Source organism: Myxococcus sp. CA051A, assembly GCF_013336705.1.
GTDB classification, from domain to species: domain Bacteria; phylum Myxococcota; class Myxococcia; order Myxococcales; family Myxococcaceae; genus Myxococcus; species Myxococcus llanfairpwllgwyngyllgogerychwyrndrobwllllantysiliogogogochensis.
The window spans coordinates 68,780-83,497 of record NZ_JABUMS010000022.1; the positions used below are offsets into that span (position 1 = coordinate 68,780).

13 protein-coding genes are annotated in these 14,718 nt (G+C 67.5%); 8 read left to right on the forward strand and 5 right to left on the reverse strand.

The features are described from left to right. Nucleotides 1-34: 34 nt before the first annotated feature. On the reverse strand, nt 35-736 hold the full coding sequence (locus HUA74_RS39645) for an AraC family transcriptional regulator (protein ID WP_254614851.1): 702 nt from the start codon (nt 734-736) through the stop codon (nt 35-37). Nucleotides 737-876: 140 nt separating this feature from the next. Here HUA74_RS39645 and HUA74_RS39650 point away from each other — a divergent pair, with 140 nt between their 5' ends. Then, entirely contained in the window at nt 877-2,739 is a 1,863-nt protein-coding gene (locus HUA74_RS39650) for a long-chain fatty acid--CoA ligase (RefSeq protein ID WP_174458733.1), read from the forward strand. Nucleotides 2,740-2,902: 163 nt separating this feature from the next. Continuing rightward, the gene (locus tag HUA74_RS39655) at nt 2,903-3,343 is read left to right on the forward strand and encodes a YciI family protein (RefSeq protein WP_141647681.1); all 441 of its coding nucleotides are present in this window, start codon (nt 2,903-2,905) and stop codon (nt 3,341-3,343) included. A gap of 80 nt (nt 3,344-3,423) precedes the next feature. Here HUA74_RS39655 and HUA74_RS39660 read toward each other — a convergent pair whose 3' ends face one another. Then, complete coding sequence (locus HUA74_RS39660; RefSeq protein ID WP_174458734.1) at nt 3,424-3,675, reverse strand: hypothetical protein; 252 nt, start codon at nt 3,673-3,675, stop codon at nt 3,424-3,426. Nucleotides 3,676-3,729: 54 nt separating this feature from the next. On the opposite strand from HUA74_RS39660, the gene HUA74_RS39665 reads away from it, so the two are divergent. The 6 genes from HUA74_RS39665 (at nt 3,730) to HUA74_RS39690 (ending at nt 12,041) form a co-directional block, all read left to right on the forward strand. Next, the gene (locus tag HUA74_RS39665; protein ID WP_371817383.1) at nt 3,730-4,518 is read left to right on the forward strand and encodes a helix-turn-helix domain-containing protein; all 789 of its coding nucleotides are present in this window, start codon (nt 3,730-3,732) and stop codon (nt 4,516-4,518) included. A 104-nt stretch (nt 4,519-4,622) separates the two neighbouring features. Further along, nucleotides 4,623-5,447 carry a sterol desaturase family protein gene (locus HUA74_RS39670; protein WP_217443689.1) on the forward strand — a complete coding sequence of 275 codons (825 nt, stop codon included), beginning with the start codon at nt 4,623-4,625 and terminating at the stop codon, nt 5,445-5,447. Between the two features lie 148 nt (nt 5,448-5,595). Further along, nucleotides 5,596-6,078, forward strand: a complete 483-nt coding sequence (locus tag HUA74_RS39675) for a hypothetical protein (protein ID WP_174458736.1) — start codon at nt 5,596-5,598, stop codon at nt 6,076-6,078. Nucleotides 6,079-6,275: 197 nt separating this feature from the next. Beyond that, a complete protein-coding gene (locus HUA74_RS39680) occupies nt 6,276-9,233 on the forward strand; it encodes a PQQ-dependent sugar dehydrogenase (RefSeq protein ID WP_371817384.1) in 2,958 nt (985 codons plus the stop codon). A 154-nt stretch (nt 9,234-9,387) separates the two neighbouring features. Then, nucleotides 9,388-10,929 carry an arylsulfatase gene (locus HUA74_RS39685; protein ID WP_174458738.1) on the forward strand — a complete coding sequence of 514 codons (1,542 nt, stop codon included), beginning with the start codon at nt 9,388-9,390 and terminating at the stop codon, nt 10,927-10,929. Nucleotides 10,930-11,147: 218 nt separating this feature from the next. Further along, nucleotides 11,148-12,041, forward strand: coding sequence for a GNAT family N-acetyltransferase (locus HUA74_RS39690; RefSeq protein WP_174458739.1), 894 nt, complete (start codon nt 11,148-11,150; stop codon nt 12,039-12,041). 84 nt (nt 12,042-12,125) lie between these two features. Here HUA74_RS39690 and HUA74_RS39695 read toward each other — a convergent pair whose 3' ends face one another. From HUA74_RS39695 to HUA74_RS39705, 3 genes are read right to left on the reverse strand one after another with little or no spacing between them, the layout of a single operon-like run. Further along, a complete protein-coding gene (locus HUA74_RS39695; RefSeq protein ID WP_174458740.1) occupies nt 12,126-12,899 on the reverse strand; it encodes a LytTR family DNA-binding domain-containing protein in 774 nt (257 codons plus the stop codon). After that, the gene (locus HUA74_RS39700) at nt 12,896-13,966 is read right to left on the reverse strand and encodes a sensor histidine kinase (RefSeq protein WP_174458741.1); all 1,071 of its coding nucleotides are present in this window, start codon (nt 13,964-13,966) and stop codon (nt 12,896-12,898) included. Before HUA74_RS39700 ends, HUA74_RS39695 begins: the two co-directional genes overlap by 4 nt. Further along, complete coding sequence (locus tag HUA74_RS39705; protein WP_174458742.1) at nt 13,963-14,553, reverse strand: hypothetical protein; 591 nt, start codon at nt 14,551-14,553, stop codon at nt 13,963-13,965. Before HUA74_RS39705 ends, HUA74_RS39700 begins: the two co-directional genes overlap by 4 nt. Between the last annotated feature and the right edge of the window lie 165 nt (nt 14,554-14,718).

Here is a 14,718-nt window from a genome sequence, read left to right on the forward strand (position 1 = left end):
GCCGGAATGAAGATTCGGACATCGACCGTGACGCTCAGCGGGGTCCTCGTGCGTCGAAGACGGTGCCCGAGAGGCCATGGGTGAAGACCTTCGAGGGCGGCAAGCCGAACATCCTGCTGAACAGTCGGGAGAAATGGGCCGAATCACAGAAGCCCGCGGCGTGCGCGACCTCGGTGAGGCTTCGGCCTCTGAGCGCGAGCGCGGTGGCCGCTTGCATCCGGTGCCAGGCGCGAAAGGCACCCAACGGGACGCCGAACTGTTCCCTGAATCGGTGTTCGACGAGGGACGTGGAGACCCCCACCCGCCGCGCCATGGTCATCGCATCGGAGGGTTTGTCAGTGGGTGTGGAAAGAAACGCGGCGATGCGAGCGATGCGTGCGTCGACCGTCAGCGGACAGGGGCCCAGATTCAAGGCGTTCTGGAAGAGTTCGGTCCAGGGTTCGGGCCTTCGCGAGACAAGGGCGGTTTCGACCGCCGCGCGCAACGCGCCTGCGTCCACCTGACGGCTGAGGCCCGCGCCGGGCTCCAGAAACAGCACGGCCGCGCGTCCACCATGAAAGTCGAGCGCATGCCACTGCCACCCGCGCACGAAGGCGGCTTCGTGGTGCTCGACGCGGCCGTCACCGTCGATGAGGTCGAACGCATCATCGAGCCCCACGAGAACGGCGTTGGCGGCGAACCGATGCCTGGGCAGCTCGTGGAAGCGGCCGACGTACAGAGATCTCCCTCCGCCCATCAACAAGTGGCTCTGCATCTGCAGAATCATACAAGCGTGGACGTGGGCGCCGCACCTAGCTTGGTGCGTTGAACCCCGCCGCTCCCCTGTCCCCTACCCCGCCCGTCCCGATGACTCTTCGTTCGAACAGAGGTGGCCTCATGGCCCACGAACACCCGTCCCTCTCCCAGATGATTCTCGACCGGGCGCGAACGTCGCCGCAGTGCGTCGCATTCCGTGTACGCCGAGGCGAGGCCTATGTCGACGTCCCCTGGTCGGAGTTGCCAGCGCGCATCGAAGCCATCGCGGCGGGGTTGTTGAGCGCCGGTCCGGTGGATGATGGCGCGTGCATCACCATCGTCGGAAACACCACGATGGAGTCGTGTCTCGTCGACTTCGCCGCCCTGAGCGTCGGTCTCAAGACGGTGCCCGTCTACGCGAGCCTGCTGCCCGAAGAGGTGGGCTACATGCACGTGGACACCGCGGCACAGCTCATCGTCGTGGACGACGGGAGTCAGCTCGACAAGGTGCGAGCCTTTCGCAAGGGCTTCACGTTCTTCGACAGGCGCTACTCGCCGGACGAACTCGGTGCCCGAGCGAAGGTGGTGGTCCTCCATCCGGCCGGGCTTGCTCCCTCGGATGATTGGGAGAGCCTGGAGAGCCTGGAGGCCCGGGGTCGCGCCCGACGCGCGGCGCTGGAGGGTGAGATGCGCCGACGAGCGTCGCTGATTCGACGCGAGCACGTCGCGACCTTCACCTATACCTCGGGAACCACCGGAGCCCCGAAGGCGGTGATTCAAACCCACGACAACATGTTGGCGATGCTCGAGGACGTCGCGGACGCGGGGCTGTTGGATGACAACGTGCTCAAGCACGGCTTGTTTCTATTCCTCCCCGCCGCGCACTCCTTCGGACGCATGGTGGAGTTCGCGGGTCCGTTCTTCGGCGCGCCGCTGGTCATGTCGTCGGTGCCCACGCTGGCAGCGGACCTTGTCGCCGCGCGCCCGGGGTTCTTCCCGGCGGCGCCCCGTGTCTTCGAGAAGATGATGGCGAAGGTCACCAGCGCCATCGAGAGCGAGCACGGCCTGCGACGATGGCTTCTGGAATGGGCCCTGCGCGTGGGTCATCAAGTCGCGACCCAGGGCTCCGCCGGCAAGCCGCTGCCGGTGTTGCTCGCGGCTCAGCGGAGATTGGCGGAACGCCTCGTGTTGGCGAAGCTGCGCGCACGGTTGGGGTTGGACAACGCCTCCGTTCTCCTCTCGGGAGCCGCCGCGCTTCGCGTCGATGTGCAGATGTTCTTTCTCTCCCTGGGGCTGACCGTCCTGGAAGCCTACGGACTGACGGAGACGTGCCCTGGGTTGACGGTCAATCGCAAGGAGGACGTGCGTCCAGGGACCGTTGGAAGGCCGTTCAAGCGATGCGAACTCAAGCTGGGGTCGGATGGTGAGCTGCTGGCTCGCGGGCCGAACATCTCCCGGGGGTACTTGAATCGTCCGGATGCAACGGGTGATGCCTTCGATGATGAAGGGTGGTTCCGGACGGGAGATCTCGGCTCCATCGATGCGGAGGGCTTCGTTCGGATTACCGGGCGGAAGAAGGAGCTGATCAAGACGAGCGGTGGCAAGTACGTCGCGCCGCTGAAAATCGAGGCCCAGCTCAAGCGAAACCCGCTCGTCCAGGAGGCCGTCGTCATGGGTGAGGGGCGGAATTACTGCACGGCCTTGTTCGCGCTCGACACGGAGATACTCGCCGTGGTGGCTCGACGCGAGGGCATTCCGGCGGACCCCACGCACCCGCGAATCACCAGCGTCCTGCAGACCCTGGTCGCGGAGACGAACTCGAACCTGGCGTCCTTCGAGCGCATCAAGACGTTCCGCGTGTCGCCCGGTCCGTTCACGGTGGATGGTGACGAGCTCACGGCGTCGCTGAAGGTCAAGCGCCACGCCGTCGCACGGAAATACGCGGCGTTGATTGAGTCGATGTACGAGGCGGGGCCTTCCCAGATTCCGGTCGCTGCATCCTGAGGAGGCCGAGTCCGCGTCAGGGACCGGCACGCGCGGCTTACGCGCAACCACCTGTAATCACATGGCTTTCGAAAAAATCGTGGGCCATGTCGATCTGCCGCGCGGAGACTCGTCGCCAGGCTGAAGGGCGGGAACACTCCTGCCTTCGAACCAGGAGACGAACATGCGCGTGATGGTGGTCGTGAAGGCGAGCCCGAATTCCGAGAAGGGCATCATGCCGAAGGAAGAGATGCTCGCGGCGATGGGCCAGTACAACGAGGAACTGGTGAAGGCGGGAATCATGCTCGCTGGCGAAGGCCTCCACCCCAGCAGCAAGGGCAAGCGGCTGGTCTTCCAGGACGGCAAGAAGCCGAGCGTCGTCGATGGCCCCTTCACCGAGACCAAGGAGCTGATTGCCGGCTACTGGCTGTGGCAGGTGCGGTCGATGGAGGAGGCGGTCGAGTGGGCGCGCCGCTGCCCGAACCCGATGCCGGGTGAGGAGGGCGTGCTCGAGATTCGTCCGGTGTTCGAAGCGGAGGACTTCGGACAGGAGTTCACGCCCGAGCTGCGCGCGCAGGAGGATCGCCTCCGCGAGGAGCTGGAGCGAAAGCAGCAGGGGAAGTAGCCCCACCCCTCGGCGAGCAGGAGTCCGTCACCTGCCGGTGGCGCCGCGCGCCCACCACGAGGAGACCGCCACCTGGAGCGTCATCTACAGATGCTCCGTGGCGGAGGTTTCGTGAGGTCCCAGGTGTCATAGCCGGGCGGCTTGGGAAGCGTCGTGAAGGACAGCGGGATGTCGAGCTCCCTCCCAGGCTCGTACTGCACGAACCCGTCGCGGTAGCGGCGGAGGAGGAAGAGCTGGTGGCTCATGAGGAGCGGGCCCGACTCGTCCAGGGGGATGCCATCCACGTCATAGAGCCGGGACGCGTCCTTGGGACAGCAGATGTCGTGGCGCACTCCATTCCCTGGCCAGGGAGGAACGCGGAGCTCCAGTCCTGGTAGAAGACGGGCGTGCCGCGAGAGAAGAGATGGCTCGGCCATGCGATGGTAGGCCCGCGCTGGCTGGCGTACTGGGGAACCATTGGCCCCACCCAGGAGCATGCGCATCACGCGTTCCAGCTCATCCGCGCCACCGAAGAACCGCTCCCACTCGTGGATGCGCAGGGGTGCCGCACGGAGGGACAGGTGGCCGTCATTCCTCCGGACACCCCTCATCGCATCGAGCGAGGGACAGCACGTGCGTTGCTCGTCTTCGTGGACCCGGACGACCGGAGAGGTCGCGGGTTGCGGCGGCTCGAGGTGGGCGAGTCCTCGGCGGCGTGGGTTCAGACGGGGATGCCACTGCTTCGCGTCCCCCTCCCCACCGAGTCGGTGCGCGCGGAGGACTGGACGCGACTCGTGGAGGCGCTGCTGGCTCAGCTCGTGGGCGAGGAGACCTCTCCCGGTCCGATTCACCCGGCCATCAAGCGCCTCATTGAACTTCTCCCGAGCCGCATCGAGGCGGGCGATGTGAGCCAGAGCGCTCTCTCGCGGGAAGTAGGACTGTCCGCCAGCCGATTGGGCCATCTCTTCTCCACCAGCGTGGGCATCCCGTTGCGTCCCTACATCCTCTGGCTTCGCCTCCGCCGGGCCACCGAAGCCTTCCAAGGCGGCGCCACCCTCACGCAGGCAGCCCACGTCGCGGGCTTCACGGACAGCTCACACCTCAGCAACACATTCCACCGCATGTTCGGACTGGCCCCCTCGGAGATCGCGCGGGGCATCGGGTGGGTGAGCGAGCCGCTCGCGCCCATCAAGTAGCCAGTTCTTCCAAGTCAGCGGAGGTGCGGCGATGCCACCCTCCTCCCATGCTGACAACTCCCCTCGAAGCCTCTTCAACATCCCCGGCGCGCCAGGCGCTCCGCGTGGGCTACCCGCTCTTCATGCTCCTGGGTGTCAATGGCGCGGCCCTGGCCCTGGCCCACGGCGGTGCCTCGAAGGCGTGGCTTGGCGGCCTCCTCCTGGCAGCCATTGGAGCCTCCTTCCTGGCGGAGCGCGCCATCCCCTACGAGCCCGACTGGAATCGTTCTCATGGAGACGTCGGTCGAGACCTCCTCCACTTCCTCGTCAACGAAGCCTCCAATGTCCTGGCCGTGCTCGCGCTGCCCTTTCTTTCAGGCTGGGTGCGTCTGCACGACGCGTGGCCTCATGAGTGGCCATTCGTCCTCCAGGTCCTCTTCGCCGTGCTCGTCTTCGACTTCGGCGTCACCTTGACGCACTGGCTGAGCCACCGCGTGCGGGCGATCTGGAGATTCCACGCCGTGCATCACTCCGTGAAGCGCTTCTACGGCTTCAACGGGCTGATGAAGCATCCGCTCCACCAGGCATTGGAGCTGACGGTGGGCGTGGCGCCACTGCTGCTCATCGGGCTTCCTTCGAGCGTCGCGACAGCGCTCGCCGCACTCACGGTCGTGCAGCTCCTGATGCAGCACTCGAACGCGGACTACACGGTGGGACGGCTGAAGTACGTGCTGGCCCTCAATGCGGGACACCGCTTCCACCACCTCAAGTGGGGAGGCGTCGGCGACGTCAACTTCGGACTGTTCACCCATCTCTGGGACACCCTGTTGGGCACGTGGTTCTACACACCCGAGCGGCGGTTCTCCTCGGACGACCTTGGCATCGCCAAGGAGCCGGACTTCCCTGTGGCCTATCGGGCACAGCTCCTCAAGCCATTCCAAGGCAAGTGAGCACCCCGCGGGTGAGTTCAGCACCGCGGCTCGCGCGGCGGCAAGGGCAGTCTCCGTTTCGAACAGCATGTTCGCTGGGTTAGCCTGTCCGGCCGAGCGCGAGGCAATGCTCGACTTGAGAGGGAATATGACGCGAGCCATGTGGAGCATGCTGCTGGGAGGAAGCTGTGCGCTGCTGGGGGCCTGTGGTGACGAGCCGGGCGCCGAAAAGGATGCGAAGGCAACCCAGTACGCCATTCAGGTGCATGTCCCCCTGGCGACAGACCCCTGCGGCGTCGTGACGGCGACTGCATCCGTGATGGGGCCGGTTCGCAACATCGCCCCCGTGCCCATCGAAGTGGTGGACGACGCCATTCAGGGGGCCATCATGGATGTCCCCGTGGGGCGGCAGCATCAGGTGTTCGTGAAGGCATATACCGCCAGCGGCCTGGAAGCGTATTCGGGCGTCTCGACCGTGGACGTCAATGAAGCAGGGGCTGGGTTCGGAGGCGCGAGCATCTTCATGTTCAGCCGCGGTGAAAACTGCCCGGCTGGAGGTACGGAGGGCATCCGCATCATCGGCAGCCTGGAATCGGTCGTCGTCGATTCGTCAGGCAGCCCGTTGGCGCCAGCCCCCCAATTCATTCCCTGACATGAATGGAAGCGGCGCACCCGCACCTCCGCCCGTTCACCTACCCTCGAACTTTATGCCTGTCAGTCGCTCTGGGCCCCATGCCACTCCCGGCAAACAGTCTTTCAATGTAAATCAGGACAGCACCATCAACGTTCGCGCAGCCCCAGGGGCCGCGTGAGGCTGTTCAACCGGGAGAGGTCGCGATGCCATCACAGGTGAGAACGAGTGTAGGAGCGTGGTGCCCCAGGCCGCTCTTCGTCGTGTGGGCGGTCTTCTCCCTCGTCGTGGGCTGCTCGATGCCGTCGACGCCGGAGCCCTCAGAGCTGGCGAGCGCTCGCGCGGGCGCGGTCATTCAAGACGCCAACTTCGCCGACTCCGTCTTCGTCAGTGGCCTCCAGGGGCCCACCACCATGACCTTCGCGCCCGACGGGCGCCTGTTCGTCTCGGAGAAGAACGGCTCGCTGCGCATCGTCCAGAACGGCCAGCTCCTGGCGACTCCGTTCCTGACGCTCGCCGTGGACACCGGCAACGAGCGGGGACTGATGGGCGTCGCGTTCGACCCCAACTTCGAGAACAACCATTACCTGTATGTCTATTACACGTCGGTCGCCGGCAGCATTCACAATCGCGTCAGCCGCTTCACCGCCAACGGCAATGTGGCGGTTGCCGGAAGTGAGCTGGTGCTCGCCGACCTTCCGACGCTCGACGCCGCCAACCACAACGGCGGGGCGGTTCGCTTCGGACTCGACGGCAAGCTCTACGTTTCGGTCGGCGAAAACGCGGTCTCCTCCAACTCGCAGAGCCTGAACACGCCGCTTGGAAAGCTGCTGCGCTTCAACTCAGACGGGAGCATTCCCACGGACAATCCGTTCTATGCGACGGCCACGGGGCTCGCCAAGGCGACCTGGGCAATGGGGCTGCGCAATCCCTTCACCTTCGACGTCCAGCCCGGCACCGGGACTCTGTTCATCAACGACGTGGGCGAAGGCGGCTGGGAAGAAATCAACCGCGGTCAGGCCGGTGCCAACTACGGCTGGCCGATGACGGAAGGCTATTTCACGAACCGCCCGGGGCTCACGCAGCCGTTCTTCGCGTACCCGCATGGCTCCGGCACGGCCTCGGGCAACTGCATCGCGGGCGGAGCCTTCTACAACCCACCGGTTTCCGCGTTCCCCAGCGCGTACGTCGGCCAATACTTCTTCGCGGACTACACCAACAATTGGATATCGCGCATCAACCCGAACACCGGCGCGAATTCGCTGTTCGCGACGGCCGTCTCGGGGCCCGTGGACCTCGATGTCGGGCCCGACGGCGCGCTCTACTATCTGGCGCGCGGCACGGGCCAGGTGGGTCGCATCGCCTACACGGCTTCGCTGCCGCCGAGCATCGCGCAGCCACCCGAGAGCACTTTGGTCTCGGTCGGCGGTCCGGCGACCTTCACCGTGTCCGCGAGTGGCGAGCCACCTCTCACCTATCAGTGGCAGCGCAACGGCGGGAACATCGCCGGCGCAACCTCGACGAGCTACGTGCTGAACGCCGCGCAGCTCGCCGACAGCGGCGCGCGCTTCCGGGTGGTCGTGACCAACGGGCTGGGTTCAGTCACCAGCGCCGAGGCGGTGCTGACGGTGACGTCCAACAAACCGCCGGTGGCCACCATCGCGATTCCGGCCGCGGGCGCGACCTATATCGCGGCCACCCCCATGGTGTTCTCCGGCTCGGCCAGCGACTTGGAGGATGGCGCGCTGCCGCCGAGCGCGATGACCTGGAACATCACCTTCCATCACGATACCCACACGCATCCCGCCATGGCCGATACGACCGGCATCGCGAGCGGGAGCTGGCCCATCCCCAGCATCGGCGAGAGCTCCGCCAACGTCTGGTATCGCCTGCGGCTCACGGTGCGCGACTCGATTGGCCTCACCCACACGACGTATCGCGACGTCCACCCCGTCACGGTGCCGCTCCAGGTGACCAGCGTGCCAGGGGGGCTGCAGGTGCTGATGGACGGGCGGCCGTTCGCGGCGCCGCATGACACGACCGGCGTGGTCGGCGTCGTCCGCTCGGTGGGCGTGGACTCGCCGCAGTACGCGAACGGACGATTCTGGGCGTTCTCGTCGTGGTCGGACGGCGGCGCGCAATCACACACCTTCACCACGCCTGGCAGCGCGGCCACCTACACGGCCACGTTCGTCGAGACCTCGGGCGGGAGCTGCTACCAGATTCAAAGCGAGCGCTCCGACAAGTGGCTCATCGTCGACACCGCCGGCAAGGTCGTCGCCGGCAGCGCGACGCAAGCAGGCGGGCAGATCTTCCAGCTCGTTCCAACCGGCACCCGGTACAAGCTCAAGGGCTCGGGCGACGCGTTCCTGGCGGTGGTGACGAACCAGCTCGCGATGAGCGCCAACTTCTCCAGCGGAGAGTCGTTCACGCAGCTCCCCTGCGGCTATGGCGGGCGCAATCGTGTCGGCTTCCAGGCCTCGGTGGGGAGCGCGCCCCATTGGAAGGAGACCACGCCGGACGGGCCCATCCAGAGCGGTGACGGCGGCAATGGCGGCGCCTGCAACGCGGGTGATGGTGGCGCCTGGGAGGGCTTCTACCTGGAACCAGTGACCTGCCCGGATGGCAGCAGCGGACCCGTGTGCGGCAACGGCACCGTCGAGAGCGGCGAGCAATGCGACGACGGCAACACCCAGTCGGGCGATGGCTGCGATGCGGCATGCCGCACCGAGACCAGCGGCGGCGCGGGCTGCTTCCGCATCCAGAGCGAGCGCAGCGACAAGTGGCTCACCGTCGACGGCGCTGGAAAGGTGGCCGCCCTCGGCACGACGCAGGCCAGTGGCGAAGTCTTCGAACTCGTCACGAGCGGCGCGAAATACAAGCTCAAGGGAGCCAGCGGCGCGTTCCTGGCGGTGGTCACGGACCAGCTCACCGCCAGCGCCACGCTCACCACGGCGGAGCCGTTCACCCGCCACGACTGCGGCATCCACGGCGGCCGCAATCGATATGGCTTCGAGGCGTCGACAGGCACCGCGCGCAACTGGAAGGAAGTCACCACGGGCGCTCCCATCCAGAGTGGCAATGGCGGCAACGGGGGCATCTGCAATCCCACCGACGGTGGCTCGTGGGAAGCCTTCTACCTCGAGCCCGCGACCTGCCCCGCGGCGCTACGCTGAAGTGTCGACGACAGGAACGAACGCAGGGCCATGCGGAGCCCCGAGGGGAGCAGCCACAGCGAGCATCTGACCGTCACCAGCTTTGCCTCCTCCCCCTGCCCCCCCACCTTCGTGACGTCCAGGAGCCAGTCGCCCACCGCGCGAGGGAGACGTCATGAAGAAGAAGAAACCGAACATTCTCGTCATCTGGGGAGACGACATCGGGTGGTTCAACCCCAGTTGCTACCACCAAGGCGCGATGGGCTACCGCACCCCGAACATCGACCGCATCGCGAAGGAGGGCGCGCGCTTCACCGACTGGTATGGACAGCAGAGCTGTACGGCGGGCCGCGCGGCCTTCATCACCGGTCAGTCCCCCATCCGCACGGGCCTCACCAAGGTGGGGCTGCCCGGCGCGAAGCTGGGGCTCCAGGCCGAGGACCCGACCATCGCGGACCTCCTCAAGCCGCAGGGCTATGCCACCGGCCAGTTCGGCAAGAACCACCTGGGCGACCGCGACGAGTATCTGCCCACGATGCACGGCTTCGACGAGTTCTTCGGCAACCTCTACCACCTCAACGCGGAGGAGGAGCCGGAGAACTCGGACTACCCCAAGGACCCGGGCTTCCGTCAGCGCTACGGGCCGCGCGGCGTGCTGCACTGCTTCGCCAACCCCGACGGCACTCAGCGCATCGAGGATACGGGGCCGCTGACGAAGAAGCGCATGGAGACGGTGGACGAGGAGTTCGTGGAAGCCACGCTGGGCTTCATGGACCGGGCCCATGCGGACGACAAACCCTTCTTCATCTGGTTCAACTCCACGCGCATGCACGTCTTCACGCACCTGAAGAAGGAGTCCCAGGGCGTCACCGGGTTGGGGCTCTACCCGGATGGCATGGTGGAGCATGACGGGCACGTCGGCAGGCTGCTCGACAAGCTGGACCAACTCGGCATCGCTGACGACACCCTCGTCATCTATTCGACCGACAACGGCGCGGAGGTGATGAGCTGGCCGGATGGCGGCAGCACCCCGTTCCGCGGCGAGAAGGACACCAACTGGGAAGGTGGCTGGCGAGTCCCCTGCGTCATCCGCTGGCCCGGAGTCATCGATCCAGGGACCGTGTCGAATGAGATGTTCTCGCACACCGACCTGCTGCCCACGCTGCTCGCGGCAGCTGGCGAGGGCGACATCGTCAAGAAGCTGGAGCGCGGCCACACGGCTGGCGGCAAGACGTTCAACGTCCATATCGACGGCTACAACCTGCTGCCCTTCCTCAAGGGCGAGGTGAAGGAGAATCCGCGTCGCGGCTTCTTCTACTGGAGCGACGACGGGGACCTGATGGCGCTGCGCGTTGGCGCCTGGAAGGTCGTCTTCATGGAGCAGCGAGCCCACGGCTTGAGCGTCTGGCGAGAGCCGCTCGCGGAGCTGCGCATCCCGAAGCTCTTCAACCTCCGGAGCGACCCCTTCGAACGGGCCGACACCGACGCCTCCATGTACTACGACCGCTGGTTCGCCGAGCGCGGGTTCGCCCTGGTTCCCGCGCAAGAGATTGTCGGCGAGTTCCTGAAGACCTTCGAGCGGTTCCCGCCCCGTCAGCGCCCCGCGAGCTTCAGCATCGACCAGGCACTGGAGCGCGCCCGAGACAAACACGAGAGGCTCGCCGTCGCGGCACCCTCCGACGAGGCACCCGCCGCGGAGCAGCCCGCGGTCCACTGAACTCCCGGCGCGGAGGCGCACTCACGCCTCCGCGCCGACAGGTGTTCCAGAATGTCCGCACGGCCCTGGAGTCCGTGAAGGCTGGCGTCGGCGAGGTCGGCAGGCTCACGATGCGCGTGGTGGACCACACGGAGGAGAAGCGGTCGCTGTCCCGCGTGCCTGACAGCTCTCACGGAACCGAAGTGCGGCTCAATCACAGTCTTGTGTAGTGTGGAGGGATGCTCCGTCTCCGCCCCTATCGCGATGTGGCCGACCTCGAGGCCATGGCCCATCTCGTGGTTCAGGCCTGGGCGGAGCGCGGCCCCCATGTGGAGTGCGCGGTGGGGGACCTGACCTGGCGCCTCTTGCGCAACGCACAGGTGCTGCCACGGGAGGACATCTCCCTCTGGGAGAGCGCGCCCGGGCAGCTCGCTGGCTTCGCGTGGGCCTATGGCAACGGCGACGTGGACCTGCTCGTCCACCCACTCGAGCACGCGGACGCCTTCGCGGTGGACGTGCTGCCCTGGGTGCGCGCGCGCCACGGACGCACCCCGCAGCCAGCCACCCTGTGGGCGCTGGAGAGCAATGGCCCGCTGCTCGCGGCGCTGCGGAGGCTGGGCTTGCGCACCACGGGCGGATGTTATCTGCACCTCGCGCTGCCGCTGCACGCGCTGCCTCCCTCGCCGCCTCCGCTGCCCGAGGGCTATCGGGTGCGCGCGATGCGGGGCCCCGAGGAGGTGGCCGCGCGAGCCCTCGTGCACCGGCGCGGCTTCGGCACCGAGCGAGTGACGACGGAGGTGTACGCGCGCCTCATGGAGGCACCGCGCTACCAGCCCGCGTTGGACCTCGTCGTCGAGGCGCCCGACGGCAGCCTCGCGGCCTGCGCGCTGGGCTGGCTCGACGAGGCCAACGCGGTAGGCGAGTTCGAGCCGGTGGCATGCGCCCCAGAGCACCGGCGACGCGGGCTCGGGCGTGCGCTCCTTCACGAGGGGCTCGGGCGCATGCGCGGGCTGGGGGCCAGGCAGGCCGTTGTGTACGCCTTCGAGGGCAACCCCGTCTCTGTCGCCCTCTACCAGTCCTCTGGATTCACCGTGGTGGACCGCAACCTCGGCCACACCCTGGAGTCCCCATGAACTCTCGCCTCCTACGTCGCTGCCACCCTCCCCGTTGACGCGGGCAATCTCGCGCACTGGAGTGCCCCTCCAGGGCTTGCTGCCTCATGGACGGCCAGCGGGACTCCGGGTGCCACCCAACCGCTCACGGAGTTCGCGCAGCCGGTCGCGCGCCACGGAGAGCACCGTCCCGTCCTTCAGGTGCACACGCGCGTCGCCGTAGCCCCCCAGGACCTCCACAATCGCATCGAGATGGACGAGCGTGGCGCGGTGGATGCGCAGCCAGCGCGTCGGGTCGAGTCGGCGTTCGAGCTCCGCGAGCGACATGTCCACCACATCGGTGCGCCCGGCACGCGCCACGTAGACGAGCCGGTCCTCGGCATACAGGTGCGTGGCGTCCGCGAGTTCCACCACACGCACGCGGGTGCCCGTCCTGGAGGTGAGCCGCGACAGCGGCGTGGGGGGCTGGAGTGCCGCTTCCAGCGCACGCAGCCGCTCCTGCGCGAGCATGGGGTGCATGCGCGCGAGCTTGTCCAGCGCACGCGTGAGGCCTCGCGCGTCCACCGGCTTGAGCAGATAGTCCACGGAACTCACCTCGAAGGCCTGCAGCGCGTACGTGTCGAAGGCGGTGGTGAACACCACGGGCGGCGGCATGGGGAGCGCCCGCACCAGCTCGAAGCCGCTCTTGCCCGGCATCGACACATCCACGAAGAGGGCGTCCGGGGGCTCGGCGCGCAGTGCCTCCGCGGCCTCCACCGGGTCGGTGTACGTGGACACCACCGTCACACGCCCCGTTTCCTCGAGCATGCGAGCGAGGCGCCGCAGCGCGAGCGGCTCGTCATCCACCAGCACGGCGCGAAGGAGCCCTGGTGCACTCATGCGGCCTCCGTGCGTGGAAGCCACACCCGCACGCACGCGCCGACACCGCCCTCGCCCCGCGCAATGGACAGGCCCGCGTCCTCCGCCCCGTAGGAGGACACCAGTCGCCGCGTCAGCATGTCGAGCCCGTGCCCTGGAGGCGGCGGCCCTTCGATACCAGGGCCGTCGTCCCGCACCTCCAGGTACACGCGGCCGGCATCCGCGCGCACCGACACCCGGACCTCGCCACCCTCGCGCCTCGGGGACACGGCGTACTTCACGGCGTTCTCCACCAGCGTCTGCACCGCGAAGGGAGGCACCGCGAACCTTTCGAGGCCCGGCTGCACGTCGAGCGAGCAGCGCAGCCGCGCGCCCAGTCGCACCCGCTCGAGTTCCAGATAGTCGGACACCAGGTCCAGCTCGCGCAGCAGCGGTACATGGCGCCCCGCCCCCGCATCCAGCGAGGAGCGCAGCACGGACGCCAGTCGCTCCACCATGGCCTCCGCGGCGCGCGGGTCCTCGCGCACCAGCGTGGCGATGGAGTTGAGGGTGTTGAAGAGGAAGTGTGGCTGCAGGCGCGCGGACAGCGAGTCGAAGCGCGCCTCGGCCTCCAGCCACTCGGCACGCTCGCGCAGCGCCTCCGCCTCGCGCACGCGCGCATCCCGCCCGTGGATGCGGCCCGCCATTCGGGAATACACGAACGTGCACACCCCCGCGGGCAGGCTCAGCACCAGGCCGATGCCACCGTCGACGAACAGATGCTGCCGGAGCTCCGAGGTGGGAAAGGCGCCCAGGCCCGCGAGCGTCACCGTCGCCACCGTCATCATCACGGCCGTGATGACCGCACACGCGGCCAGGCACTTGAGCAGGGCGGGCACGGGCGGGCCGTGCATGGCGCGCCGGCCCACCGTGGGCATCACCCTCATCGACGGGAAGCCGATGCAGATGCCGTAGAAGGCGCTGAGCGCGAAGATGCGCATGACCTCCGCGGGCGGAGTGGGCGCGGGGAGTATCACGAACGCCGTGACGAGCGCCGCGAGCAGCAGCGTGCAGCCCGCGAACAGCGCCCAGCGCACCCCGGGTTTCATTTCGCGCGCCGCACCGTCATCTCGAGGAACTGACCGAATGTCTTGCCCCCATCGAGCGAGAGTTCTCCCTTTTCAACCCACACCCCGTCGCGCACGTCCAGCGTGAAGCGGACGCGGCCTTGAGGCATGTCGAAGCCCCACTGGAACACCCCATCGCCCAGCAGCTTCATTTCGGTGTCCACGACACCGCCACCGAACCGGTATGCACTGAAGCGCACGCGGCCAGCGGCCTCATCCCAGGAGAGTACTCCGAGCGCCTGGTGCGTGGGGACCTCGGGGGCCGTGGGGCTCGCTCGGCTGGTGCCCAGTCCCTCCACCACGAGCACTGTTCCGTCGAGGTGCGGCTGCACGGTCTCCTTCAGTTGGAACGTCTTGCGGCCGCCCGCATGAGGGCCCATGTCGACCCATCCGTCTCCCTGCCAGTTCCCCACCAGTACCTGGAACGGCGAGAGCTTCTCGCGGTGCCGGGCGGCCGCTTCCGCGGCGGAGGGTGGCTGTCTCGGCCGCACAGGAGGCGTGGGCTCCGCGGCGAGGACAGGGGCGGCCAGTGTGAGCGCGAGGGCGACGAGGAGGTTGCGGGCGTGCATGAGAGGTACTCCCGTTCGTGGGTGCCTTCCGGTCCTAGTTCAGGGGCACTCGCCGGGCGCGCGGGTTCCGACGAGAGGTCGGACTTCAGGGACGAGGGGTTCATCGGCACCCGAGCGGGGGCTACGCCGGTGTCGTTGGTTCCCCGTGACTTCGCGCAAGGACAC